This window comes from Cupriavidus sp. FW306-1B-F12B, from assembly GCF_058781795.1.
In genome coordinates, this window is the sequence record NZ_JBYSXC010000020.1 from 73,619 (window position 1) to 97,928 (window position 24,310).

General features: G+C 66.8%; 22 protein-coding genes. 10 read left to right on the forward strand and 12 right to left on the reverse strand.

Annotated elements, in window-relative coordinates; all coding sequences use genetic code 11:
- Positions 1-217 precede the first annotated feature (217 nt).
- Both AC3WLE_RS27490 and AC3WLE_RS27495 read left to right on the forward strand, forming a co-directional pair.
- Positions 218-1,231, forward strand: a complete 1,014-nt coding sequence (locus AC3WLE_RS27490) for a LacI family DNA-binding transcriptional regulator (protein ID WP_492356830.1) — start codon at positions 218-220, stop codon at positions 1,229-1,231.
- 82 nt (positions 1,232-1,313) lie between these two features.
- A complete protein-coding gene (locus tag AC3WLE_RS27495) occupies positions 1,314-2,255 on the forward strand; it encodes a LysR family transcriptional regulator (RefSeq protein ID WP_492317594.1) in 942 nt (313 codons plus the stop codon).
- Between the two features lie 138 nt (positions 2,256-2,393).
- Here the strand turns inward: AC3WLE_RS27495 and AC3WLE_RS27500 are convergent, their stop codons facing one another.
- The 10 genes from AC3WLE_RS27500 to xseA all read right to left on the reverse strand — a co-directional run bounded on the left by AC3WLE_RS27500 (position 2,394) and on the right by xseA (position 15,127).
- Positions 2,394-3,608: a T6SS immunity protein Tli4 family protein gene (locus AC3WLE_RS27500; RefSeq protein WP_492356831.1), complete on the reverse strand. Its 1,215-nt coding sequence runs from the start codon at positions 3,606-3,608 to the stop codon at positions 2,394-2,396.
- On the reverse strand, positions 3,605-5,080 hold the full coding sequence (locus AC3WLE_RS27505; protein WP_492356832.1) for a lipase family alpha/beta hydrolase: 1,476 nt from the start codon (positions 5,078-5,080) through the stop codon (positions 3,605-3,607). Before AC3WLE_RS27505 ends, AC3WLE_RS27500 begins: the two co-directional genes overlap by 4 nt.
- 264 nt (positions 5,081-5,344) lie before the next feature.
- Positions 5,345-6,436, reverse strand: coding sequence for a porin (locus AC3WLE_RS27510; protein ID WP_492352238.1), 1,092 nt, complete (start codon positions 6,434-6,436; stop codon positions 5,345-5,347).
- Between the two features lie 54 nt (positions 6,437-6,490).
- Complete coding sequence (locus AC3WLE_RS27515) at positions 6,491-6,883, reverse strand: 5-carboxymethyl-2-hydroxymuconate Delta-isomerase (protein WP_492317598.1); 393 nt, start codon at positions 6,881-6,883, stop codon at positions 6,491-6,493.
- Positions 6,884-6,918: 35 nt separating this feature from the next.
- Positions 6,919-8,628 (reverse strand): amidohydrolase, encoded by a 1,710-nt coding sequence (locus AC3WLE_RS27520; RefSeq protein ID WP_492356833.1) that lies wholly within the window; start codon positions 8,626-8,628, stop codon positions 6,919-6,921.
- Positions 8,629-8,687: 59 nt separating this feature from the next.
- Positions 8,688-9,668 (reverse strand): tripartite tricarboxylate transporter substrate binding protein, encoded by a 981-nt coding sequence (locus AC3WLE_RS27525; RefSeq protein ID WP_492317600.1) that lies wholly within the window; start codon positions 9,666-9,668, stop codon positions 8,688-8,690.
- Positions 9,669-9,714: 46 nt separating this feature from the next.
- Positions 9,715-10,809 (reverse strand): porin, encoded by a 1,095-nt coding sequence (locus tag AC3WLE_RS27530; RefSeq protein WP_492317601.1) that lies wholly within the window; start codon positions 10,807-10,809, stop codon positions 9,715-9,717.
- A 482-nt stretch (positions 10,810-11,291) separates the two neighbouring features.
- Complete coding sequence (locus AC3WLE_RS27535; protein ID WP_492356834.1) at positions 11,292-12,746, reverse strand: alginate export family protein; 1,455 nt, start codon at positions 12,744-12,746, stop codon at positions 11,292-11,294.
- A gap of 202 nt (positions 12,747-12,948) precedes the next feature.
- Entirely contained in the window at positions 12,949-13,530 is a 582-nt protein-coding gene (sodB, locus tag AC3WLE_RS27540) for a superoxide dismutase [Fe] (protein ID WP_010812260.1), read from the reverse strand.
- A 211-nt stretch (positions 13,531-13,741) separates the two neighbouring features.
- Complete coding sequence (gene xseA, locus AC3WLE_RS27545; RefSeq protein ID WP_492356835.1) at positions 13,742-15,127, reverse strand: exodeoxyribonuclease VII large subunit; 1,386 nt, start codon at positions 15,125-15,127, stop codon at positions 13,742-13,744.
- 1,072 nt (positions 15,128-16,199) lie between these two features.
- Here xseA and AC3WLE_RS27550 point away from each other — a divergent pair.
- The 7 genes from AC3WLE_RS27550 (at position 16,200) to AC3WLE_RS27580 (ending at position 21,527) form a co-directional block, all read left to right on the forward strand.
- The gene (locus AC3WLE_RS27550) at positions 16,200-16,820 is read left to right on the forward strand and encodes a MotA/TolQ/ExbB proton channel family protein (protein WP_035822108.1); all 621 of its coding nucleotides are present in this window, start codon (positions 16,200-16,202) and stop codon (positions 16,818-16,820) included.
- Between the two features lie 21 nt (positions 16,821-16,841).
- Positions 16,842-17,273 (forward strand): ExbD/TolR family protein, encoded by a 432-nt coding sequence (locus tag AC3WLE_RS27555; protein WP_492317605.1) that lies wholly within the window; start codon positions 16,842-16,844, stop codon positions 17,271-17,273.
- A 150-nt stretch (positions 17,274-17,423) separates the two neighbouring features.
- Positions 17,424-18,527 carry a tetraacyldisaccharide 4'-kinase gene (lpxK, locus tag AC3WLE_RS27560; protein WP_492317606.1) on the forward strand — a complete coding sequence of 368 codons (1,104 nt, stop codon included), beginning with the start codon at positions 17,424-17,426 and terminating at the stop codon, positions 18,525-18,527.
- A complete protein-coding gene (locus tag AC3WLE_RS27565; RefSeq protein WP_492317607.1) occupies positions 18,508-18,714 on the forward strand; it encodes a Trm112 family protein in 207 nt (68 codons plus the stop codon). The genes lpxK and AC3WLE_RS27565 overlap by 20 nt, the downstream gene beginning before the upstream one ends.
- 9 nt (positions 18,715-18,723) lie before the next feature.
- The gene (gene kdsB / locus AC3WLE_RS27570) at positions 18,724-19,533 is read left to right on the forward strand and encodes a 3-deoxy-manno-octulosonate cytidylyltransferase (RefSeq protein WP_492356836.1); all 810 of its coding nucleotides are present in this window, start codon (positions 18,724-18,726) and stop codon (positions 19,531-19,533) included.
- Between the two features lie 383 nt (positions 19,534-19,916).
- A complete protein-coding gene (gene adk, locus AC3WLE_RS27575; protein WP_211980755.1) occupies positions 19,917-20,582 on the forward strand; it encodes an adenylate kinase in 666 nt (221 codons plus the stop codon).
- A 186-nt stretch (positions 20,583-20,768) separates the two neighbouring features.
- Positions 20,769-21,527, forward strand: a complete 759-nt coding sequence (locus AC3WLE_RS27580; protein ID WP_492357558.1) for a 3-hydroxyacyl-CoA dehydrogenase — start codon at positions 20,769-20,771, stop codon at positions 21,525-21,527.
- Between the two features lie 18 nt (positions 21,528-21,545).
- On the opposite strand, the gene AC3WLE_RS27585 is transcribed toward AC3WLE_RS27580, so the two are convergent.
- The gene (locus AC3WLE_RS27585) at positions 21,546-22,358 is read right to left on the reverse strand and encodes an MmyB family transcriptional regulator (RefSeq protein WP_492357557.1); all 813 of its coding nucleotides are present in this window, start codon (positions 22,356-22,358) and stop codon (positions 21,546-21,548) included.
- 152 nt (positions 22,359-22,510) lie between these two features.
- Here AC3WLE_RS27585 and AC3WLE_RS27590 point away from each other — a divergent pair, with 152 nt between their 5' ends.
- Complete coding sequence (locus tag AC3WLE_RS27590) at positions 22,511-23,290, forward strand: class I SAM-dependent methyltransferase (protein ID WP_492357556.1); 780 nt, start codon at positions 22,511-22,513, stop codon at positions 23,288-23,290.
- 15 nt (positions 23,291-23,305) lie between these two features.
- Here AC3WLE_RS27590 and AC3WLE_RS27595 read toward each other — a convergent pair whose 3' ends face one another.
- Positions 23,306-24,223: a LysR family transcriptional regulator gene (locus tag AC3WLE_RS27595; protein WP_340520069.1), complete on the reverse strand. Its 918-nt coding sequence runs from the start codon at positions 24,221-24,223 to the stop codon at positions 23,306-23,308.
- Positions 24,224-24,310: the final 87 nt, after the last annotated feature.

A 24,310-nucleotide genomic window follows, 5' to 3' on the forward strand; every position in this document is an offset into this window, starting at 1 on the left:
CCTTGTCCTTGATGTCCTTCTGGTCCGGGTCGATCTGCGACTTGGCACCGCCTTGTCAGCAGATTACAATGCAATCGATTGCACGACAAACGCGAAGCTGGCCGGCATCGAGGCCGATTCTAGAAACGGCCGCGGCCCGGCGTCCAATCCACTTTTTGGCGGCATCCCGATAACCAGAAGGTATGGCGAGCAGCCTGCCGCACATGGCACGACAGCGATGAGCAAACCCACCATCAAGCAGATCGCCGAGGCATTGGACGTCCATCCTTCGACCGTGTCGCGCGTGCTCAACCCCGAGACCCGCCACCGCATCGGCGACGAACTGGTGGCGCGCGTGCTCAAGGCGGCACAGGACCTGCACTACTCGCCCAACCGCATCGCGGCGGCACTGCGCACGCGGCGCTCAGGCACCATCGGCGTGGTGGTGCCTGACATCGGCAGCCCGGTGTTCCCGCCGATCGTGCTGGGCATCGAGAACGCCCTGTCCCGGCATCGCTATATTCCGATCGTGGCCAATGCCGGCGGCGACAAGGCGCGCCAGACCTTTATCGTCGACCAGCTGCTGGCGCGCCAGGTGGACGGCCTGATCCTGGCCACCGCCGAGCGCAATGACCCCGTGGTGGCGCATTGCCTGGCGCAGGGCGTGCCCATTGTGATGGTCAACCGCAGCGACGATGCGGGGCGCGTGTCGAGCGTGGTCGGCGACAACCGCCAGGCGATGGCGCTGGCCGTCGGCCACCTGCATGCGCTGGGCCACCGCCGCATCGGGCATGTTGCCGGGCCATCCAGCCTGTCGACCGGGCATGAACGCGAGGCGGGCTTCCTGCTGGCAGTGGCGGACCTGGGCCTGCCCGCGTCCCAATGCCCGGTGGAGCGTGCGCCGGCTTATACGGAAGACGCCGGCCAGGCCGCGTGCGCGCAGCTGCTGTCGCGGCGGCAGCGCATCACCGCGGTCGTGGCCGCCAATGATTTCCTTGCGCTCGGCTGCTATGCGGCCGTGCGCGCGGCGGGCGGCAGCTGCCCGTCGGACCTGTCCGTGGTCGGCCACAACGACATGCTGCTGATGCACGCGGTGTCGCCGGCACTGACCACCATCCGCGTGCCGTTCTACGAGATGGGCACGCGCGCGGCGGCGCTGATGCTGGGCGCGCTCGACGGCAGCATCGCCACCACGGCACGGACCCTGCTGACCCCCGAGCTGGTGGTGCGGGCATCAACCCGGCCCCTGTAAGGCGGCGCCATATGACTCCGCATTTTTTGTGCTCCACCGTGCAATCGATTGCACGATACGGCGAATACCCTGAGGCATGACCATGGATCTCCGACAGCTTCGCTATTTCAAGGTGCTGGCCACGCTGCAGCACTTCGGCCGCGCCTCGGCTGCGCTGCATATCGCACAGCCCGCGCTGAGCCGGCAGATCCGGCTGCTCGAGGAAGAGCTGGGCGTGCGGCTGCTGGAACGCCATGTGCGCGGCGCCACGCCCACGCCGGAAGGCCTGGTGTTGCTGGACCGCGCGTCCTTCCTGCTGCGCTATGCCGACCAGGTCAAGGTCGACATCGCCGACCTGGCGGCCTCGCCGCGCGGGCTGGTGGCGCTGGGACTGACCCCGGCACTGGCGCCGCTGCTGTTCATCCCGCTGGCCGAGGCGCTGCGCCAGCGCTATCCGGAAATCCGGCTGCGGCTGGTCGAGAACTTTGCGCCCGCACTACAGGATGCGTTGCTGCAAGGCACGCTCGACGTCGGGCTGCTGAGCGGGCCGGTGTCGAGCCCCGGGGTCTCGGTGGTGCCGCTGGTTGCCGAAAGCCTGTGCGCGATCGGCCCCTGGGGCGATGCGTCGCTGGGGGATGGGCCTGTGGACATTGAACAGCTGCAGGGCCTGCCTCTGATCCTGACCGGAGTGTCCAAGTCAGGCGTACGCCTGGCGCTGGAAGCGCTGGCGGCGCGCCAGGGGGTGGAGCTGCAAGTCACGATGGAGGTCGAATCGATCGAGGTGGCCCGGCGCCTGGTGGTGCGCGGGTTCGGCTGGACCGTGCACTTTGCCGCAGCGATACGCGACGAGCTGCAGGCGCAGCGTCTGCAGGCCTTGCCGATTCGTGGGCTGGAGTTGCATCGGATGATCGGCAATGCGGCCGCGCGGCCGCCGTCGCGGGCGACGCTGGCTGTGATGGAAACGCTCAGGGATGTTGCCAGGGAATTGGCGGTTGATGGGAACTGGCCTAATAGTCGGCTGTTGGGGGAGACCTTGGATAGTTAGTGGAGGCGCTTGGCGGGCGCGGCTGTGGGCAATCCACCTCGTCATGCAGACGCGCTACGGCGCTTGTTTTTGGGGAACCCGTGGCCACCACGCCATTGTGGTCGGTCATATCGCCAACCGTGATGATGCGGCGGGGGCTTATGTGCTGGCCTCGCCCATCCACGTCCAGACAACCAGCGCTTCGTCGGACGGCAAAAGCCCGAAGCGGATCATCGGCATCCCTTTTTGCCGCAGGATGCCGGACTTGCTGGCCACCCAATCCGCCTGAGGGTGTCCGGGCGGAAGCGAGGCGCGCCAGATGCCGGACAGAGGTGTGGTTTCGCCTGAGCGCACCGTGACCGGATCGCCGCTCTGCGTCGGCGGTGCGTTCACGCGGAAGCGCACACCATCCAGCAGCCTGTCCCAGAGGGCCACGGCTTCCTCGTCCGTCAGCGAGGCCTGATCCGCAGCGCCGATGCGATTGGCCGCCACCTTGGTGTACATCTTGGCGCCGATCACTGCCGGATGCAGCGTCGTTCGCTCCCTGCCAACAGCTTCCCACTCGAAGTCATGCGTGCCATCCGCATGGCGGACCAGCGATTCTTCCCCTTGCCAGACGCCGACCGTGCGCTTGCCCTCGCGCAGGGTCGTCAATTTCGGGTAGCGGCTACCCAGGTACTTCCTTTGCTCGGCAATCGAAGTCAGCAGACCAGGTTCGCCGTCCACGCTGGCCAGCTTGTTGGAGTCCACCGAAAAGCTGACATCGGGCAGGCTGGGCAGCCGAATGCCAGCGCCAAAGATTTCCTGATAGCTGCCGGACGCGTCCGCGACGAAGCCGTGGTCGATGCAGACGCCGGGGGCCGTGGGAATGTCTGCGTTGTCGCGTGCTCGGATGCCACGCACCAGGGGGGCAAGTTCCTCGCCACCATAGAACCATTCAAATAGATTCTGCCCAGATACAACAAACGTATGTTTTCGCTCATTGCCATAGCTCTTTGCACTATCGCTGGGGAAATACCTGACCTCGATGGCCTTACTTGATGATCCCGCCCCAAAATAGGTAACCTCGGCTGTCTTATCTGCCGAAAGCACTTTAGCGCGATAGGCTTCCGCCACCTGCTTCAGCAGGCCAGCCGCGCCGACATTTGTCACGATTTTTCCCGGAAACTCCTGGAAGCCCCACAGCAACTCGGCTTCGACCGGGACTTCCATCACATAGCGGCCAAAGCACACCTGCTTGGTCTTGGCGAAAAGGGTCTGCAGGCGCGGCGACAGCGCAACGGGTTCCGACATCTTGTTCTCCGGATACGCAAACGATTGGCAGCCCGCGAGCAGCAGGCCAGCCAAGACCTTGGTGAAGCCGCGGCGGGTCATTGGCCCCACCATGTCGCAGTGTTGGCAATCTTGATGATCGAATACAGCGCGCTCGCCAGCACCTGGTCATTCTGATAGCTGCCCTGATGCTCGTAGCCAGTTTGCCGGAATAGCGCACCGCGCACGGCTTCGGCGGACGCCTTGGCAGGCACCGTCTGGTCACCTGCGTCTACCGGCGGCTCCAGCCGTAAGGTGAGCGGCTGGTTGCTTCTGGTACGCACCACGATGCGGCCCTCGGCATCCTCGCTTTCGAACGTCCACGTAAGCGGGTCGCCATGCGGTGCCAGATCGGTGATGTCCACCCGCCAGGTTACGCTGCCATAGGATTTCTGCGAACTGTCTTCGCCGTAGCTCGCATAGGTCGTGGGGTGATACAGGTCCTTGATGTTCTTGTGGAATTTCTGAGCATCCGCAATCCTTTCCAGTGAAAACTTGTATGGGTCTAAACCTTCATACTTCTTGCCCGCCGGATTGATCCAATCCGGATTCAGCAGCCGCCACCAGCACTTCGGATTGCGCGTGTAGATATCGTAGACCGGGTCGCCCACCGCCATCGGCGGCGCAGGCTTGTCCACGCCCAGCTTCTGATGCAAGTCCAGATCGCTCAGATACGCCTTCAACGGTGCATCCGAGGTAATCGGCAGCGCCATGGCCTGCCGGTAGTCGCCGGTCTGCAGACGCAACCATCCTCGCGGATAGGAGGCGGTCGGCAGCAGCTCCAGCGGCCCCGAGGCATTGGCAAATACCGCCGTCACTTCCTTGCCCGTTCTGCCCATCACATTGCGGGCAATGTTCCCAACCAGATTGTCCTGCACGTCGGACCCTGTACGCACGCGCTTGTAGGCGGCCCCGGCCCCGAGCGCAGGCTGGACGCTATGGTAGACGCCGAGAATCCTGTCCTGCGCGTTGCCGTAGTCCGGATGCAGCAGTGCGCGAGCCACCAGGCCACCCATCGAGTGCGTGACCACGATCACCTTTTTGCACTGCCGCCCGTTGGCCGTGTACATCCCGATGATTTCGTCGATGCGCCTGGCCAGCTTCTTTGCGGACGTGCCATTGCTTTCCAGCCAGTTGTAGCCCATCGCGTAGACTGGATACCAGCAGTTCGCCACGCGCAGGACATCGGCCTCGGTCAGCGCATCGCCGGCGCCGCCCCAATAGGCGGGGGTGACGCCCAGCACTTCCACCTTCTTGCCCTCCTTCCAGGTCGGCGAGAGTTCCCCGGCCACCAGCATGTCGTTCAGGTGAGCCTCCATGAGCTTGATCACCTCGCCGTAGGTCTCGAACATGACTTCGCTCCAGCCGCGCCAGCGCGCCTTCTGCGCGGCGGTGGCCTCGTGCTTGCCGCGCCTGGCCTTCCACTGCTCGGCGGCAGGCGGCAGTGGCGCGCTCATCAGCAAGCCGATATCGGGCAGCCCATCGGGGACGTTGCCGTGCCGCTTGTCCGAATTGACCGTCTCTTTGCCGGTCATGTCGAACCTTCCGGCGTCCTCGGTGATCTCGTAACGGTCCGGCTTGCCGCAAGACACCCGTGTTGCACGCGAAGCGCCTTCTGCGGAGCGCAGGCGATGTTATCCGCAAGAAATGCTTTTCAAGTACTAGTGATGGCAATCTCTATCGGAAGACCGGCAAATTTAGACAATTCCTAGCCACCATGCAGCGCATTCCGCTGCCGCCTGCAGACCTGTCTGCCTGGGTACGACACCCGACCGCATGGCGCCAAGCCAGTCAGCCCACTAGAAGACGTGCTTGATCCCCACCATCGTCCCAAACTGCGACCCACCCGGCCTGGGGTTGGACCCCGCCGCCCCGGCACTGACTGACTGGGCAAGCTGCCCACCGTTATCGATGAATCCAGCCGTGGCATAGACCGAAGTCCGCTTGGAAAACGCATAGGCACCACGCAGCGCATACAGCATGGCCTTGTTGGCGCTGTCATGGAACTTGAGGTAATAGACCTGCCCGGCCAGCGTGAAGGCCGGCGTGATGTCGTAGGCGATGCCGCCATACCAGAGCTCGCTGCGCGGCGTCGCGCTGCCTTCGTTGTCGCGGCGGATCACGCCCACGCCCAGCTTGGCGCGCGACAGCATTACATAGCCGCTCAGCGACAGGCGGTCATCGGTCAGCGACTTGTTGCCAAGCCCGCCGAACGCGCCCGGCCCGCCGCGCAGCGAGTCATAGGCAGCGGTGACGCCCCAGCCCTTGTGCTCATACTGGATCAGTGCCGACCATTCCCGGCAGGCAGACTTGCTGGCAGGATTCTCGCCCGCGCAATTGGTGCCGGCCGGGCTGGGGCCGGCATTGACCGCATCGCGCCCGAAGCTGTAGGTGGCGCCGACGGTCAGGCCGCCGAAGGTGCCCTTGTAGGCCAGCGCGTTGTCGGCACGCGTATTCGGCAGGTAGCTGTCGAGCGACGCCGCGCCGTACACGTTGGGGCCGAGGATGTCCGAGTCCAGGTTGGCCCAGAACAGCATGGTGTACTGCCGCCCCAGCGACAGCTGGCCCCACTTGCCGCTCAGCCCCACCAGCGCCTGCCGCCCGAACAGCCGTCCGCCCTGGTTGGCACCGCCGGTATCGGGGGCGAAGCCGGACTCCAGCACGAACACGCTCTTGAGCCCGCCGCCCAGGTCCTCGGTGCCGCGCAGGCCCCAGCGCGACGGCACGGTGCCGGTGAGGGTCGGCATGCGCACCAGGCTGTCGCCGCCCGCTCCGACCTTGTTCACGTATTCCACGCCGGTATCGATCACGCCGTACATCGTCACGGACTGCGCCGCGGCCAGCGTCGGGCCAAGCGCAAGCAGCGCGGCCCCCATGGTTCCGATCTTCATTGCTGTCTCCTCCGTGGGTCTTTCTTGTCGTTGTGGTGGTACGCGGCCGCCGCCCTATGCAGCCGTGGTGCTGTAGCGCTGGTGAATGTTGTTGAGGCTCCGGTAGGCACCGGCAAACTCACGCAGCTCCAGCGACAAGGCCAGGTAGCGGCGCCGGTATGGCTCGGCGAAATGCGCGGTCAAGGTATCGAACAAGGCGCTGACGGTGCGGTCGAGCACGTCCTGCGAGCGCCCCGCCGCGACCGCCAGCGTCACGTGCACGAAGGCATCGTCGCTGCTGCCGTCGGCCATGCGGTAGGACTCCAGGCATAGCGCGCGCGCACGGATGCCGCCCAGCGGAAACGCGCCGTCCTGCGCGATCAGGACCGCGCTCAGTCCGGCCAGCAAGGCATCGATACGCGCAACCGGTGCAAGGTTGCGGGTGTATTCGACGATCAGGTGCGGCATGCGTGTTCCCTCCACTGCGCTTGCGGCGCCGCTGGCTAGCGCGCCTTGCGCGCGGCAAAGCCGCCGTCGGCATGGACCACCTTGCCGTCGACCATCGTCAGCACCGAACGGATGCGGTGGATGTCTTCAATGGGGACGGTCAGGTAGGGCTTGTCGAGCACCGCCAGGTCGGCCAGCTTGCCGGCCTCCAGCGTGCCGCGCGAATCCTCGTCGAATGAAATCCACGCCGCGTTGGCGGTGTACAGCCGCAGCGCTTCCAGCCGCGACAGCCGGAAGTCCTCCTTGCGCCTGACTTCCTTGCCGATCGAATAACCGCCGACGTGGAACTCCAGCGCGCGCCAGACGCCGGGGATGCCGATGCGCGTCGCATCCGTTCCGCCCGCCACCTTCAGCCCGTGCTGCAGCGCCAGGCGCACGGGCGGCGCGGCCTCGGCCACATGGTGGTCGTTGGCGTGGCCGATGGCGCCGGCCTCGAAGTACGGCCCCATCTGCACCGTGTAGGAGAGCCCAAGCGCCTTCATGCGCCGGAACGTCTCCGGCTTGCCGGTATTCAGGTGGGCCATGGCCCAGCGCAGCCTGCCCAAATCATGGCGCTTGCCCACTTCCTCGAAGACATCGAGGATCGCGCTGGCGGCGTCGTCGGTATAGGCGTGGATCTCGACCGGATAGCCGCGGCTGGCGGCGAACGTTGCCACCTTGAGCAGTTCCTCGCGGTCCTTCGCCGACGGCTGGAATCCAGGCCCCATCTTCACGCCGTCGTCCATGCCGAACACCAGCATCTCGCCCGGGCCGAGGAAGCGCAGCTTGCAGTCGCCCAGGCGCGGCGGCAGGTAGGCCAGCGTATTGCGGAACCATTCGGCCTCGTTGCCAGCGACCATGGTCGGGATGCGGTAGCCGACCCGCAGCGACAGGCTGTCCTCGCGCCACAACGCGTACAGCGGATCGTAGGCCGGGCCCGGTCCCGCGGTGGGGTCGATCAGCGCGGTGACGCCGAGGCTGTTAAGGCGGCTGAAAAAGGACTGCAGGCTGGCCTTTGCGTCGACCTGGCTCTGCGCCAGGATGCGGCCGAACAGCGCCGACAGCGGCCGGATCGCGCCGAAGATCCGGCCGGTGGGGCGCCCTTCGCTGTCGCGCTCCACGCGGATGCCCGGCGGCAGCGCATCCGGCTGGTCGAGCTTGAGTGCGTCGATCGCCCTGGCGTTGACCAGTGCATAGTCGTACAGGTACTGCACATAGGCCGGATTGTCAGGCAGCAGCGCGGTCAGCTCGGCAGGGGTCGGCGCGCGCTTCTCGGTGAACTGGTCGGGGTGCCAGGAACCGGTCACGGCCACCCATTTGCCGGGGCCGCGCGCCAGCGCGGTCTTGCGCAGCTGCTCCAGCCCCGCGGCCAGGCTGGTGGTCTCGCCTTCGTACCAGTAGGTCTCGAAGGCATAGCTCTGGCCGCCGCGGATGGCGTGGATATGGGTGTCGATCAGGCCGGGGATGACCGTGCGCCCGCCCAGGTCGATCACCTCCGTGCGCGGGCCGGCCAGGCGCCGGATGTCCCGGCTGCTCCCCACCGCGGCAATGCGGTCGCCGCGGATGGCAAGGGCCTGCGCCACTGTGTCCGTGGCGTTCATGGTGAGTACCGTGCCATTGACCAGGATCCGGTCGGCATGTGCGCCGGCTTGCGCCTGCGCTCCCGAAGCCGCCACCAGGCAGCCCACCGCCATGGCATGCGCCAGGGCCCGTGCAATGCAACGCATATCGATGTTCCCTTCGTGCAGGAGAGGTGGCGCCCGGCCCCCCGGGCGCCGTGGCGGCGTTACTGGCCCGGCTGTGCGCCCGAGCGCTTGACGATGGGCTCGAGCTTGGCGATGTCGGCGGCGATCAGCTTGTCGAAGGCAGCCGGCGTCGAGGGCTTGGCCTCGGCGCCTTGCGCAATCAGCTTCTCCTTGGTCGCCGGCGCGCTGAGCGCTTGCTGCATCGCCGTGTTCAGGCGGGCGACGACATCCTTGGGCGTGCCCGCGGGCGCCAGCACGCCGAACCAGGCATCGAAGACATAGCCCGGCACGCCCGCTTCGGCGATGGTGGGCACGTCCGGCAGCGACGGCACCCGCGCCGCCGTGGCCACGCCCAGGATGCGCAGCTTGCCGTCCTTGACGAACTGCAGCGCGGTGATGGACGGCGCGAAGAACATGTCGACGCGCCCGCTCATCACATCGGTGATCGCCGCCGGCGCGCCCTTGTACGGGATATGCCGGGTCTGCACGCCTGCGGTCACGTTGAACAGCTCGCCGCTCAGGTGCGAAGAGCTGCCGCTGCCCGCCGAGCTGTAGGTGACGGAATCCGGCTTGGCGCGCGCAGCCGCGAGCAGGTCCTTGAGCGTGCGGTAGGGGCTGGAGGCGCTGACCACCAGCAGGTAGGGCATGGTTGCCACCGTGGAGATGCCCTTCAGGTCGCGGGTGGTGTCGTACGGCAGCTTGGGATAGAGCGTGGGATTGACCGCATGCCCGGCGGAGGTCAGCAGCAGCGTGTAGCCGTCCGCGGGCGCCTTGGCCACCACCGCGGTGCCGATGGTCCCACCCGCGCCGGGGCGGTTGTCCACCACGATCTGCATGTTCGAGCTGGTGCCGATCTCGGCGCTGACGATGCGTGCGAGCAGGTCGGTGGCGCTGCCGGCAGCAAACGGCACGATCATGCGGATCGGCTTGTCGGGATACGCTTCGGCTTGCGCCGCGCCGTGCAGCAGCGGCAGGCAGAGCGCGGTGGCAAGCGCCGCGCGCAGGATGTTCTGGAATTTCATTGGGGTACTCCTGGAATCGTGGGGGATGGCCTGACGTGCGCCGTGCTCAGAAGACGTGGCGCATGCCCAGCGCAACGGTCTGCGGATCGGCGCCGGCGGAAATGCCCAGCTCATTGATCGCAAAGTCGTAGGTGGCATTCTTCTTGTTGAAGATGCGGCTGTAGAAGCCAAACACCGAGGTGCGCTTGGACAGCGGGTACTCATAGCCCAGGGTGGCCTGGACCGCGCCGGTATCCGCTCCGCTGCGGAAGAAGCCGACAGTCTCGGTGGCGTTGCCACGGCCGTTGCCGGCCACGCCGACGCCGGCGCGCAGGCTGCCTGTCCACAGCTTCTGCACCACCGACGCGTAGTAGGCATCGCGCTTCAGGTCGCCGGTGGCGGTGCGGTAGTGCAGCCGCTCATAGATGGCCGAGACCTTGGTGGTCGGGAACTGGTACGACAGCCCGATCTTCATGCCTTCGTCGTCGCGTCCCGCGGTCTGGTAGTTGTTGTGGCGCTCATAGGCCAACACGACATTGAGCGGGCCGTTGTCATAGGCCCCCGCGAACGACCACAGGCTCGGGTTGCGCGGCACCGTAATGCGCTCTTCGTTGATACCCCAGGTCACGCCGCCGCTGAAGCCGTTCCACTTCGGGCTGCGGTAATGGACACTGTTCTTCTGGCGGCGATCGAAGGCGCTGGTGTCCTGGACATTGTCGGAGGTCGGGGTCGAGCCATTGCCGATCAGCGCCATGTAGCCGGCCGTGGTCGGATAGAACGGATCGTAGGACGAGGTGGCTTCCAGGTAGGGCGTGGTCCAGTTGCCCATGAAAAAGCTGCCAGCTGAGCCGGCCAATCCAATGCGGGTGTTGCGGCTGGCCAGTTGCCCGCTGCCCGTATCCAATGAGATATTGCTCTCGATCTGCCAGATCGCCTTGAGGCTGCCATACAGCGATTCCTCGCCGCGCATGCCGAAGACCGAGCGGTTGTTGGTCAGCCGGCCGGTGCCGCCCAGCTTGGTGCCGTCGGACGCCGTCGACGCATCGGAATACTCCATCGATGTATTCAGCCGGCCATAGAGCGTGACGTTGCTCTGTGCGAAAGCGCCGGTGCAGCAGGCCGCAAGCGCCGCAAAGGCAGCGCCCGCAAGGGGGTTCTTCATGTTGTCTCCAGTGTCTTGCGCCTGTCCGAACCGATACGGGGATGCCTGCCCCGCCCTGTGCACGAAACTGCGGGCAACAACGACCCCTGCCCCATTTACGGCATCAGCATCTGGTGGATTCTTGGTGGCGCTCTTTTAGTGCGGCGGATTTACGCGACCATTCAGCGTGAGGTGATTCTAGAAATGGCGAATCACAGCGTCCATTCGCATTTTCTTTTCGTCACCATACCGATTTGTTATTGGAATACCGGGCCCGCGCCACGCCTTGCCAGTGCCGCAAAAGCCGACGCTGTCGGGCTTGAGCATAGGTACTTGGGGACGTGCCTGGTAGCGGGTGTGGCTGTACCACTGCGTTCCAGGCATAGGACGCTGGACGCCGGAAGCCGTGCGCTATGCCGCGCACTCCCTGGCGCGGCCGCAGGCACCCATGACCGCTCGTCGCGCTCAATAGCTTGTGGATGTGCCGCATGGCGCCCGCCGCATCAGAACGTATAGCCGAGCGCCAGGTAGAGAAAGCGCGTGTTGTGTCCGCCAACCGACTTCAGCGTGCGGCTCTCGTCCACGTACACGGCGCCGCCATTGACCAGCACATGCCGGCTCGCCTGCCATGCAACATCCACGGAGAGCTGGCTGCTGCTGTACTGGCCGGAGCGGCCCGCGGTGCCGGGAACCGGGATGCCCGCCGAGGTGTAGACCGCGTCGTGCGTGGTTGCCCGCCAGATGAAGTCACAGGCGAAGGTCAGCTTGATTCCGGCCGCGGGGATCAGCGTCAGCGACGGCTGGATATCCAGCACGTTGGAGGCGCCGATCAGGCCGGCCTGGTTGAAGTAGGCCAGCTTGGGAAACAAGCCGTTGTAGGTGCCGATGGTGCCGTCGTGCGGATTGCGGTCACCGCTGCCCATGGTCGCCTTGATGCCTGCGCGCGGGTGCCAGGCCGAAGCTGCAAAGGTGTACCCGGTATCGGTCGAGAAGCCCCATGCGCGGATCTGCTGCGAGGCCAGGCTGCCGAACTGGAACAGCGCCTCCCAGTCCCAGTCCCAGCGTCCATGACGGCCGGACAGGCGGCCGCCGAGTGAATGCCGCCGCTCCGCGCCGCTGCCATCGCTGAACAGCGCGCGGTCATTCTCGAAGCCGAGGTAGTAGAGATCGGCGGAGGTTGCCGGCAGGACAGCCGCCGGCATCGTCGCATAGACACCCCAGAAGCCCTGTGCCTGGTTGGGCCGGTCGTCGAAACTGCCGTCCTTGAGCAGCACGGGACGCGTGGCGAAGGCATCCACCCGCGCGCTGCCCAGGCTTGAGCCGAGCCTCACTCCGTCGAAGGCGCGCCGCACATTGGGGGCATCGCGGATCGAAACCAGGCGCTGCGCGCCGAACGCCATTTCCTGCCGGCCCACGCGCACCAGCAGCGGGTCCTGCGCGGGCGCCGGGAGCGGCACGCGCAGGTCGACGAATGCCTGCTGCACATCGAGCTGGTCGACATAGGGCGGCGTGGTGACGTCCTTGCCCATGGCCAGCTGGTTGCCCAGCTGCACGAACGCGCGCAGGGATTCACCGGCATGCAGGTCGGCATGCAGCAGCGCGCGGTGCATCAGGTAGCCATCGCCACGCGGACCCGGCACGCCGAAATTGCTGGCCGAGTAGTCCTCAAAGCGCTCGCGGATCTCTCCGCCGAAGCTCGCGAACCAGCCAGGACTGCCGAGCGGCACATACTTGGCCGGATCCCAGAAACCCGTGCGCATGGCCGGATCGCGCAGGTAGCGATAGTCCTCGTCATAGCGCAACAGCTTGAACGGGGGCGGCACGCCCGGCGGGGAAGGCAGCGGCTGCGCGCTGGCGCCGCCGACGGCGGCGAGCAGCAGGAGTGCGACGGGCAGGGCTGCCCAGGGACGGCGCGAACCGGCGGGGCTGCAAGGGGAACATGCCTTCCATCGGGCCATCGGGCACCTGGCTGCGGGAAATGGCCGGCATACGAAGTACACGATGGCACGGAGCGCACGGGTGCGCACCGAATGCCGGCGGCCGGATACGGACCAATATGGACGATCCCGCAGGCAGATTCAAACCCGATCCCGCCCCATGCGCGCCCAAAAACAAGAAAGGGCCGGATGGCCCTTTCTTGCTGCAAGCATGATCCGCGGATCAGCCAGCGAAATTCTTGCCGGCGAAGTCCCAGTTCACGACATTCCAGAATGCCTCGACGTACTTCGGGCGGGCATTGCGGTAGTCGATGTAGTAGGCGTGTTCCCACACGTCGCAGGTCAGCAGCGCCTTGGCGTCAGTGGTCAGCGGGGTGGCGGCGTTGGAGGTGGACACCAGGTCCAGCGAGCCGTCGGCCTTCTTGACCAGCCAGGCCCAGCCCGAACCGAAGGTGCCCACGGCGGTCTTGGTGAACTCTTCCTTGAACTTGTCGAACGAGCCCCACTTGGCGTTGATGGCATCAGCCAGCGCGCCGGTCGGCTGGCCGCCGCCGTTGGGCTTCATCGAATCCCAGTAGAAGGTGTGGTTCCACACCTGGGCAGCGTTGTTGAAGATGCCGCCCGACGACTTCTTGACGATCTCTTCCAGGGTCGAGTTCTCGAACTCGGTGCCCTTGATGAGGTTGTTCAGGTTGGTGACGTAGGTCTGGTGGTGCTTGTCATGATGGAACTCCAGCGTCTCCTTGGAGATATGCGGAGCCAGGGCATCATGCGCGTACGGGAGCGGGGGGAGCTTGTGTTCCATTGTTCTGTCTCTGTGGGTTGGGGTTGTGGGTCCGGAATTGCCGATTGTAGGGGACTTGCAAGACCCGCGCAAACCGCGGGACAAAGCCCCCTGCTCCGATGTTAGTTTGTCCTGGCAGGGGTTTCCGGGGGGATTTTCGCCCGGATTGCCTGAGCGTTTCGCGCCCGCCGCGGCATCGCGAATGGGAGGCGTTCCCGGGCCGCGCAGGCGCTCAGAAATCCGGCAGCTTGGCCTGCACGCCGGCAATCGACAGGTCGGCCACGCCCTCGGCCAGGTGCGCTTCGAGCACGCTGCCGGCGCGGATCTCGGCGGGCGAGCGCAGCGCGCGTCCGCGCTGGTCCAGCAGCACCGCATAGCCGCGTTCCAGCGTGCGCTGCGGCGCCAGCAACTCGAGCGCGCCGGCGCTGCGCGCCAGGCGCTGGCCGGCGCGCTCGTGCTGGCGCACGGCGGCGGCCTGCAGGCGTTGCCACAGGCGGGCCACGTCGGCGTGGGCGGCGCTGGCATCGGGACGGCACGCGCTCCAGCGCATCGCCAGCAATTGCTGGCGGTGGCGCTGCGACACCACCGTGTCGCGCAATGCCGAGCGCAAGTGTCGCGCCAGATTGTCGACGCGCGCGCGCCGCTCCTGCAGCTGCGCCTGCGGGCTGCGCACGCGCCGCGCCAGCCAGTCCAGGTGCTGCGCGCGCAGGTCCAGTCCGCGCCGCATGCACTGCGTGAGCGCGTCGCGCGCACGCATCGCCTGTGCCAGCAGGTGCGCGCGATCCGGGCTGACCAGCTCGGCCGCGCCGGTCGGCGTGGGCGCACGCACATCGGCGACAAAGTCGGCGATGGTGAAGTCGGTTTCGTGGCCCACGCCGGAGATGACCGGCAGCGCGCAGCGCGCAATCGCCTGCGCCACCACCTCTTCGTTGAACGACCACAGGTCTTCGATGCTGCCCCCGCCGCGGCACAGGATCAGCACGTCGCACTCGCGCCGCGCGCTGGCCGCATCGAGCATGTCGGCGATCTTCTGCGCCGCGCCCGCGCCCTGCACCGGTACCGGATAGACCAGCACCGGCACATGCGGCGCGCGCCGGCGCAAGGTGGTCAGCACATCGCGCAGCGCCGCCGCCTGCAGCGAGGTGACCACGCCGATGGTGCGCGGATGCGCCGGCACCGGGCGCTTGCGCTCCGGCGCGAACAGGCCTGCCTGCGCCAGCTTTTCCTTCAGGCGCAGGAAGGCTTCGTACAGGTTGCCCAGCCCGGCCCGGCGCATTGCCTCCACGCCCAGCTGCACCTCGCCACGCGCCTCGTACATGGTGACCACGGCGCGCACCTCTACCGCCTCGCCCTCGCGCGGCTGGAAGTCGACATGCTGGTTGCGCCCGCGGAACATCACGCAGCGGATCTGCGCGCGTGCATCCTTGAGCGAGAAATACCAGTGCCCGCTGGCGGCGCGCGTGAAATTGGAAACCTCGCCGCGCACCCAGGCCAGCGGAAAACTGCGTTCGAGCAGCCTGGCGATTGTGTGGTTCAGCTCACCGACAGGGATGACGTCGCGGCCGCTGCGCAGCGTGGTGGAGGAAGGGTCACGCGAAAAATTCGGCAAGTCTGGCATGGCGCACTGGTGGCAAGCGGCGTGAATGGGACATGTCCACAGCATAACCTCTATGTCAAGGGGGTAGGGCTGATGCCGGCGGCCTGCCCCGAAAGGCGCATGGGTTCGTGCAACCCTTTGATTCTTATGAGCTTTACGCGTAAAACAAAAATTAGGCAATATAACCAATTCTCTTTTGCATCAATCACTTACAAAGCGCCCGGCAGGCTTGTTCACAAAGTTATCCACAGCTTCTCTGGATAAAACGGGCCGTAAACCACACTTTTCCAGCGTAAGTGGCCCCAACCCCGCTTGCGGTCCCATGGAAAGCGACCAACCCGGCGCGTGGCGTATCGGAGCATTGCCGGTCGTCCGCGGCGCAGCGTCCATGCTGCATTTGCACAATTTCTGGGCAGGACCCTCGGAGGCTATAAAAATCAATGGGTTAACCCGCTTCTCCCGGATTTGTCCACAGGCCGTCCACAATGCTCTCCCTGCGGAATGTGGAAAAACCCGATTTCTGTCCTGCCTGCTGCCCCATCGACCGAGCGCAGCGCTGATACACCCGTTTGCCTGTTTTTTAAGCAACGCATGGTGCTGCCTTATAAATCAATAACTTAGATGACCTCTCAGGCAGCTTTCCACAAGCGCTCCACAATCCTGTCCCGGCGCTGTGTGGAAAGCCGCACTGGACGGTGCGCCAGCACACCGACGCGCCTCGTCAGGTTGTGGAAATCGGTGCCTGGCGGCGTGCACCATGCGCCGCAGGGCTTGCGGCAGGCATTTGCACAAAATTTAGGCAGGAACATCTTTGCCCTTATGGATCAATGTGTTAGCACGCTTGTCAGGCGGCTTTCCACAATCGATCCACAACACTGTCCCGCTTTGCTGTGGAAATGGACCGGCACGAGCGATGCGTGGCCGAGACAGCGCCGGGTGCCGTCTTGCCGTGCGACAGGGCGCAGGTTAGAGTGGCGCCTGATTTTTCAGAGCAATGCCGGAGCGCGCGCCGCCAGCGGCCAGACGCGCATCAAGGCATGCCGTCCAGGTGGTTTGGGGTTTTGTTATTCGGTTGTCGATCCCGGGGGTCCAATTGTTTTCCATCATTCAAGCGGCCGGCTGGCCGATCTGGCCGCTGTTGCTCGCCTCGGTCATCGCGCTGGCGCTGATCGTCGAACGTTTTCTTACCCTCAAGCGCAGCAAGGTCCTGCCCGCCAGGCTCTATGAAGAGGCGCTGGCGGCCGCGCAGCAGCGCCGCGCCACGCCGGAAGTGGTCAACACGCTTGAGCAGAACTCGCCGCTGGGCCGGGTGCTGGCCGCCGGGCTGCGCCACGTGGTGCTGCAGCCGCACACCTCGCGCGATGCCGCCAAGGACGTGGTGGAGGAAGCCGGCCGCGTGGTCGCGCATGAGCTCGAGCGCTACCTGAACGCGCTCGGCACGATCGCCTCGGTGGCGCCGCTGATGGGCCTGCTGGGCACGGTGATCGGCATGATCGAGATCTTCGGCAGCCAGGGCGGCACCGGCGCCAGCCCTGAACAGCTGGCACACGGCATCTCGGTGGCGCTGTACAACACCGCCTTCGGCCTGATCGTGGCAATCCCGGCACTGATCTTCTGGCGCTACTTCCGCCGCCGCGTGGATGACTACGTGGCCGAGCTGGAATTCCGCGCCACGTCGTTCCTCGACGCAATCCTGCCGCAGCGCCGCGCCTGATCGCCGAACAGAACGAACGCCATGCACTTCCGTTCCCGCCAGCGGCGCGAAGAGCCGGAGATCAACCTGATCCCGCTGATCGACGTGCTGCTCGTGATCCTGATCTTCCTGATGATCACGACCACCTACTCGCGCTTTACCGAGCTGCAGATCCAGCTGCCCACCGCCGACGCCGAGCGCTCCCAGCAGCGGCCGCAGGAGATCGTGGTGTCGGTGTCGTCGCGCGGGGTCTACTCGGTCAACAGGCAGGTGATGGAGCAGAAGGACGTCACCAGCCTGGCCGACCAGCTGCGCGCCGCCTCGGGCACCAGTGCCGGCGGCCAGCCGCCGGTGGTGATCGTCAATGCCGACGCGCAGGCCAGCCACCAGGCCGTGATCAACGTGATGGAGGCCGCGCGGCTGGCCGGGCTGTCGCGCCTGACCTTCGCCACGCAGAGCGCGCAGCCGCGCTGACCCCGGGCGCCGTGGCGCATGCGGCCGGCGGGCTTGCCGCATGCGCTGTGCAATGCCCATAATGGTTGAGCCGCCCGCGCCCCCAGGGAGCGAAGCCGCGGGCGCACTACAATCCCATCCCAACCACCGACTCCACCGCCCGCCGCGCCCATGCCCGTTCCCCGACATGCCCTTGCCGACTTCGTGACCGCCCAGTGGCAACGCCGCGGCTGGTTCGCGTGGGTGATGCTGCCGTTCTCGCTGCTGTTCGGGCTGATCGCGCGGGTGCGCCGCCATGGCTACCAGCGCGGCTGGTTCAAGTCGACGCGGCTGCCGATGCCGGTGGTGGTGGTCGGCAACGTGACCGTGGGCGGCACCGGCAAGACGCCGGCGGTGATCGCGCTGGCACAAGCGCTGACCGAGGCGGGGCTGCGCCCCGGCGTGGTGTCGCGCGGCTACGGCGTGGAACTCAAGCACCCGCGCCGCGTGAAGCCGACATCAAAGGCGTCCGACGTAGGCGATGAGCCGCTCCTGATTGCGCGCGCCACCGACGTGCCGGTCTGGGTCTTCCCCGACCGCGCGCTGTGCGCGCAGACCATGCTGGTATCGCACCCGGGCGTCAATGTGCTGCTGCTCGACGATGGCCTGCAGCACTACAAGCTGCAGCGCGACTTCGAGATCGTGATGTTCGACTCGCGCATGGGCGGCAACGGCCTGCTGCTGCCGGCCGGCCCGCTGCGCGAGCCGCTTTCGCGCCCGCGCGACGCGACCCTGATCAATGACCCCAACTTCCGCGCCACGGCCGACCGCCCCGGCATGTACGGCATGCGGCTGGAGCTGGACGATGCCTGGCAGCTGGCCGACCCCACCATGGCGCGGCCGGTCAGCGCCTTTGCCGGCCGGCGCGTGCTGGCCGCGGCCGGCATCGGCAACCCCGAGCGCTTCTTCGCCAGCCTGCGCGGCGCGGGCCTGACACCGAAGACGCTGCCGCTGCCGGATCACTATGATTTTGTCGCCGACCCGTTCGCTGACAATCCCGACGCGCTCGACGCCGACGTGATCCTGATCACCGAGAAGGATGCCGTAAAATGCGAGCGCTTCGACGACCCGCGCATCTGGGTCGTCCCCACCAGGCCCGTGATCGATGCCGGCCTGATCGAAAAAATCCGCCGCGCCGTGCTGGCGCAAATCAAACCCGCGCCGACCGCGCCGGCAACCACGCCCGGCGCCGCAGGGCGCAACGAGGAACACCGAGATGGACAACCGGCTGCTTGAAATCCTGGTCTGCCCGCTGTGCAAGGGCAAACTGGAATACGACCGCGCCGCGCAGGAGCTGATCTGCCACGCCGACAAGCTGGCGTACCCGATCCGCGACGGCATCCCCGTGATGCTGGCCGACGAGGCCCGCCAGTCGGTGCCGGGCCGCGTGGTCAACCCGGACGCCCCTGCCTCCGGCAACTGAGTGCGCGCCATGACCGTCCCGGCGTTCACTGTCGTCATTCCCGCGCGGCTCGCTTCGACGCGCCTGCCTGACAAGCCCCTGGCCGATATCGGCGGTCGCCCGATGATCGTGCGCGTGGCCGAACGCGCGCATGCGTCGTCGGCGCAGCGCACCGTGGTCGCCACCGATGCGCCCGCGGTGGCGCAGGCCTGCGCCACGCACGGCATCGAAGCCGTGCTGACCCGCGCCGACCACCCTTCCGGCACCGACCGCCTGTCTGAAGCGGCCGCCCAGCTGGGCCTGGCCGACGACGCCATCGTGGTCAATGTGCAGGGCGACGAGCCGCTGATCGAACCGTCGCTGATCGACGAGGTGGCGCTGCACCTGGCGCACCACGCCGACTGCGCCATCGCCACCGCGGCGCATCCGCTGCAGGACATCGCCGAAGTCTTCAATCCCAATGTGGTCAAGGTGGTGTGCGACGCCGCCGGCCGCGCCCTGTATTTCTCGCGCGCGCCGATCCCGTGGGCGCGCGATGCCTGGTCGGGCGTGCCGGCCGTGCCCGCGGCGCTGGCACAGGTGCCGCTGCCCGGCATGCCGGTGCTGCGCCATATCGGGCTGTACGCCTACCGGGCGGGCTTCCTGCGCCGCTTCCCGACGCTGGCGGCGGCGCCGCTGGAGCAGACCGAGGCGCTGGAGCAACTGCGCGCCATGTGGCATGGCGAGCGCATTGCGGTGCTGCAGACCAGCGCCGCGCCGGCCCCCGGGGTCGACACTCCGGCCGACCTGGAACGGGTGCGCGCGCTGTGGGCGCAGTCGATGGCCCAGGAAGGGCCCTGACAAAAACGCCGGAAAGTGACCCGCGCGGGCGCTTGCCCGCTCAGGTTCATACTGCTGCAACCTGAACCAGGGGGCGGATTTCGGGCCGATTTGGCGCCGCCTCATGGCATAATGCTTGCCGATACAGAGCCGCCCGGCCGGCATGCGCAAGCGTGCCGCCGGCCAAGGCTCGGTGGGGAGATAAAGATAGAGCCCGTCCGGTGTGCCGCGCCGCCATCCCCCTGGCAGCCGCCGCCGGCCGTATGCGTGGGTACGCATGAGCAGTGCCCGCGCTGAACGCAGTCAGAACGCATCAGGACCGCAGTAAGTCCTGCGTCAAGTTACGGCGTTACCCTCCTTCTGATCTCCCGCCACACCAGATTAAAAACTCTGAGGACCCGTAAATGCGTTTGATCCTGTTGGGCGCGCCCGGCGCCGGCAAAGGCACGCAAGCCAAGTTCATCTGCGAGAAGTTCGGCATTCCGCAAATCTCCACGGGCGACATGCTGCGCGCCGCGGTAAAGGCCGGCACCCCGCTGGGCGTAGAAGCCAAGAAGGTCATGGACGCGGGCGGACTGGTGTCGGACGACATCATCATCGGCCTGGTGAAAGACCGCCTCAAGGAAGACGACTGCAAGAACGGCTACCTGTTCGACGGCTTCCCGCGCACCATTCCGCAGGCCGAGGCAATGAAGGAAGCGGGCGTGGCAATCGACTACGTGCTGGAAATCGACGTGCCGTTCGACGCCATCATCGAGCGCATGAGCGGCCGCCGCGTGCACGTGGCCTCGGGCCGCACCTACCACGTCAAGTACAACCCGCCCAAGACCGAGGGCGTGGACGACGAGACCGGCGAGGCGCTGATCCAGCGTGACGATGACAAGGAAGAGACGGTCAAGAAGCGTCTTGATGTCTATTCGCAGCAGACGCGTCCGCTGGTGGACTACTACTCGGACTGGGCTGCCAAGGGAGATGCTTCCGCCAAGGTGGCGCCGCCGAAGTACCGCAAGATCCTGGGCGTGGGCAATGTCGATGACATTACCGCGCGGGTGTTCGAAGCGTTGAAGTAATTTTTCGCCTGCTCTGCCTGGTGTTGTGAAAGCGGCCTTTGGGCCGCTTTTGTTTTGGCCGACTGATTCCGAGCCCGCCTAGCAATCCCACCCCTTGCACATCCCCCACCACCCCGTAAAATACCGCCAACGAATTGACGTTTACGTAAACGGCAACAAATACCCAATCCAAGGAGACAACCCCAAATGCAAATCCAAGGCAACGTATTCATCGTCACCGGCGGCGCCTCGGGCCTGGGTGCAGGCACCGCCCGCATGCTGGCCGAAGCCGGCGCCAGGGTCGTGATCGCCGACCTGAACGAGGCCGACGGCCAGGCGCTGGCAACTGAACTGGGCGGCCAGTTCGTCCGCTGCGACGTCACCTCCGAGGCCGACGGCCAGGCGGTGGTGGCCGCCGCCCAGGCACTGGGCCGGCTCTCGGGCATCGTCAACTGCGCCGGCATCGCCACCGCCAACAAGACCGTCGGCAAGAACGGCCCGCATCCGCTGGAAGCCTTCGACAAGACCATCCGCATCAACCTGGTCGGCACCTTCAACATGATCCGCCTGGCCGCCGCGGCCATGGTGCAAAACACCCCCGACAGCGAAGGCGAGCGCGGCGTGATCATCAATACGGCGTCGGTGGCGGCCTTTGACGGCCAGATCGGGCAGGCCGCCTATGCCGCGTCCAAGGGCGGCGTGGTGGCGATGACGCTGGCGATCGCGCGCGACCTGTCGCGCGACGGCGTGCGCTGCATGACCATCGCCCCGGGTATCTTCGAAACGCCGATGCTGCTGGGCATGCCGCAGGAAGTGCAGGACGCGCTCGGCAGGACGGTGCCGTTCCCGCCGCGCCTTGGCCGCCCGGCGGAGTACGCCAAGCTGGCCCGCTCGATCATCGAGAACACCATGCTCAATGGCGAAGTGATCCGCCTGGACGGCGCGATCCGGATGCAGCCCAAGTAAAGCCCCGGCGCTGCCCGCTCAGCCGGGCAGCAGCATCACCAGCATCAAGCCCGGCGCCGCCGCCGGCACCAGCGTCAGCTGCTCGAACTGCAGCGCGCCCAGCTGCGGATGGTGAAAGCCGCGGCGGCCGCCCTCGCGGTCTTCCACGTCCTGCGACAGCCAGGCATCGCGGAAGGCCGCGCTCTCTGCCATCAGCCCCTCGATCAAGGCTCGCGTCGGCGCCTCGTCCGCATGGCGGATGCTGTGCGCGCGGAATTCCGCCACCAGCCGTGCCGCGCGGTGCGGCCAGTCTTCCACCAGCGCCATCAGCCCCGGCGACAGGAACATCGCGCGCAGCAGGTTGCGCTCGGCGCTGGCGGCATCGAGCCAGCCGATAAAAAGGTCCGCGGCGGCGTCGTTCCAGGCCAGCGCGTTCCATTGCCGGTCGAGCAGGTAGGCCGGCCCGCCGATGGCATGCACGCTGGCCAGCACCACCGGCGGCACGGTTTCGTCCGCGGCCTGCTGCGGGTCGCGGCGGCCCGCCAGTTCGAACAGGTAGGCGCGCTCGGCGCGCGACAGCCGCAGCGCGGCAGCCAGGCTGGCCAGCGCGCGTGCCGACAGCGATACCGGCCGCCCCTGCTCCAGCCACGTCACCCAGGTCGCGCTCAAGCCCGCCAGTTGCGCGACTTCCTCGCGGCGCAGGCCGGGGGTGCGGCGGCGCCGGCCCGGTGCGAGCCCGACATCGGCCGGCGCGAGCCGTTCACGGTGCGCACGCAGGAAAGCGCCCAGCACGGATTCGCGCGACGATGGCGATGCAGGCGGGACAACGGCGGGATCGGCAGACAAGGGCATGACAGGCTGGTGTCGCTTATACCAGGATAAATCGGTAACTTGTACCGGGAAAACTGCCCGCCTACAGTATGCCGAACCCGCCTCGCGGGCAAGTCCCCTCCCCAACAAGAAGGCCGCCCATGACTAGGGCGTGGCCCAAGGAGCCCAGCACCATGCAACAGCAGGAACTCGTCGCCGCCCAGTTCGGCGCCACCGCCAGCGCCTACCTCACCAGCGCCGTCCACGCCAGCGGCGCGGACCTGCAGCAACTGAAAGACGAACTGGCCGCGCTGATCCCCGCAGCCAACCGCCCGCGCAGCCGCGTGCTGGACCTGGGCTGCGGCGCGGGCCATGCCAGCTTCGCCGCGGCAGCGATTGCGGGCGAAGTGACGGCTTACGATCTGTCGGCGGACATGCTGGCCGTGGTCGAGGCCGCGGCGCGCGAGCGCGGGCTGGCCAATATCCGCACGCGCCAGGGCGCTGCCGAACAGCTGCCGTTCGACGATGCCAGCTTCTGCGCGGTGGTCTCGCGCATGAGCGCGCACCACTGGCGCGACGTCCCGGCGGCACTGGCCGAGATCCGACGCGTGCTCAAGCCCGGCGGCAAAGTGGTGCTGATCGATATTGCCGGTGCGCCGGATCCGCTGCGCGATACCTGGCTGCAATCGGTGGAACTGCTGCGCGATCCCTCGCACGTGCGCGATTACGCGCCGGCGGGGTGGCGGTCGATGTTCGAGGAGGCGGGCTTTGGCGCCGATGGCATCGCCGTATCGGACATCTGGCGCATCGGCATCGAGTTCGACAGCTGGGTCAGGCGCATGCGCACCGCGCCGGTGGCCGTGGAGGCCATCCGCCACCTGTGGCAGATGGCGCCGACGGAAGTGCGTGAGCACTATCGCGTGCAGGCCGACGGCAGCTTTGAACTGGAAGCGGTGATGGTCACCGCGCGTTGACAGAGTGAGACCGGGTCAGGCCGCGGCGCTCATTGCGGGCGCCTCGGCGCGCACGGTCAGGCGGCGCACCAGGTCCCACACCGCCGCCGCGGCCGGCGACAGTGAACGGTCCTCGCGCCGGACCATGACGATGCTGCGCTCCTCGCACGGCACCAGCGGGCGCCACACCAGCGGCGACGCCGCCGGCAGCGGCAGCGAGAACGACGGCAGCACCGATGCGCCGATGCCGGCCTCGACCATGCCGAACACGCTCGCCGAGTGGCCCAGCTCCTGCACCACCAGCGGCACCACGCCATGCCGGCCGAACACGCGGTCGATCAGCGGACGGCTGCCGGAGGCAAAGTCCAGCAGCACCAGCTGCATCCCATGCAGCGCCGACCACGGCACCGAGGCCGACTGCGCCAGCGGATGGTCGCGCCGGCAGACAAAGCAGAACGGGTCGGTCGCCACCGGCTCCACCACCAGCCCGTCGCGCACCAGCGGATCGATCAGCACGCCAAAGTCCACCGCGCCGGCACGCACCTGCTCCAGGCCGTCGGCCTGCACGTTGTCACGCACGGTCAGGCGGATCTCGGGGTATTGGGCGGCGCAGGCGGCCACGTACATCGGCATCAGCCGGGCCGAGATCGTCGGCGCACCAGCTATCACTACGCGACCACGATAGCGTTCGCCAAGCTGGCGCGTCTCTTCCAGCGTGTCGTCGAGCTGCCCGAGCAGCCGCTCAAGCGCGGGCGCCAGCGCGTGGCCGGCCTCGGTCAGCACCACCTCGCGCGTGGTGCGGTCCAGCAGGCGCACGCCAAGTGCCTCTTCCAGCTCAGCCACGCCGCGGCTGACCGCAGGCTGGGTCAGGCCGACCACATCGGCGGCCCGGCTGAAGCCGCCGGTATTGGCCACGGCCAGGAAGACGCGCAACTGGCGCAGTGTGTAATTCATGCAACGCCCGGATAAATAGATTCTATAAATGAATTTGCATTCTAGACTTGGCTGGCGTCCAATACTAGGCAAAACCCTAACATCGCA

Coding starts and splice junctions, on each gene's coding strand:
- AC3WLE_RS27495 (WP_492317594.1), top strand. CDS start 1,314: ATGGATCTCCGACAGCTTCGCTATTTCAAGGTGCTGGCCACGCTGCAG.
- AC3WLE_RS27500 (WP_492356831.1), bottom strand. CDS start 3,608: ATGACCCGCCGCGGCTTCACCAAGGTCTTGGCTGGCCTGCTGCTCGCG.
- sodB (WP_010812260.1), bottom strand. CDS start 13,530: ATGGAACACAAGCTCCCCCCGCTCCCGTACGCGCATGATGCCCTGGCT.
- AC3WLE_RS27585 (WP_492357557.1), bottom strand. CDS start 22,358: ATGCCCTTGTCTGCCGATCCCGCCGTTGTCCCGCCTGCATCGCCATCG.
- AC3WLE_RS27535 (WP_492356834.1), bottom strand. CDS start 12,746: ATGGCCCGATGGAAGGCATGTTCCCCTTGCAGCCCCGCCGGTTCGCGC.
- AC3WLE_RS27520 (WP_492356833.1), bottom strand. CDS start 8,628: ATGCGTTGCATTGCACGGGCCCTGGCGCATGCCATGGCGGTGGGCTGC.
- lpxK (WP_492317606.1), top strand. CDS start 17,424: ATGCCCGTTCCCCGACATGCCCTTGCCGACTTCGTGACCGCCCAGTGG.
- AC3WLE_RS27530 (WP_492317601.1), bottom strand. CDS start 10,809: ATGAAGAACCCCCTTGCGGGCGCTGCCTTTGCGGCGCTTGCGGCCTGC.
- AC3WLE_RS27505 (WP_492356832.1), bottom strand. CDS start 5,080: ATGACCGGCAAAGAGACGGTCAATTCGGACAAGCGGCACGGCAACGTC.
- AC3WLE_RS27510 (WP_492352238.1), bottom strand. CDS start 6,436: ATGAAGATCGGAACCATGGGGGCCGCGCTGCTTGCGCTTGGCCCGACG.
- AC3WLE_RS27525 (WP_492317600.1), bottom strand. CDS start 9,668: ATGAAATTCCAGAACATCCTGCGCGCGGCGCTTGCCACCGCGCTCTGC.
- xseA (WP_492356835.1), bottom strand. CDS start 15,127: ATGCCAGACTTGCCGAATTTTTCGCGTGACCCTTCCTCCACCACGCTG.
- AC3WLE_RS27555 (WP_492317605.1), top strand. CDS start 16,842: ATGCACTTCCGTTCCCGCCAGCGGCGCGAAGAGCCGGAGATCAACCTG.
- AC3WLE_RS27595 (WP_340520069.1), bottom strand. CDS start 24,223: ATGAATTACACACTGCGCCAGTTGCGCGTCTTCCTGGCCGTGGCCAAT.
- adk (WP_211980755.1), top strand. CDS start 19,917: ATGCGTTTGATCCTGTTGGGCGCGCCCGGCGCCGGCAAAGGCACGCAA.
- AC3WLE_RS27580 (WP_492357558.1), top strand. CDS start 20,769: ATGCAAATCCAAGGCAACGTATTCATCGTCACCGGCGGCGCCTCGGGC.
- AC3WLE_RS27490 (WP_492356830.1), top strand. CDS start 218: ATGAGCAAACCCACCATCAAGCAGATCGCCGAGGCATTGGACGTCCAT.
- AC3WLE_RS27565 (WP_492317607.1), top strand. CDS start 18,508: ATGGACAACCGGCTGCTTGAAATCCTGGTCTGCCCGCTGTGCAAGGGC.
- kdsB (WP_492356836.1), top strand. CDS start 18,724: ATGACCGTCCCGGCGTTCACTGTCGTCATTCCCGCGCGGCTCGCTTCG.
- AC3WLE_RS27515 (WP_492317598.1), bottom strand. CDS start 6,883: ATGCCGCACCTGATCGTCGAATACACCCGCAACCTTGCACCGGTTGCG.
- AC3WLE_RS27590 (WP_492357556.1), top strand. CDS start 22,511: ATGCAACAGCAGGAACTCGTCGCCGCCCAGTTCGGCGCCACCGCCAGC.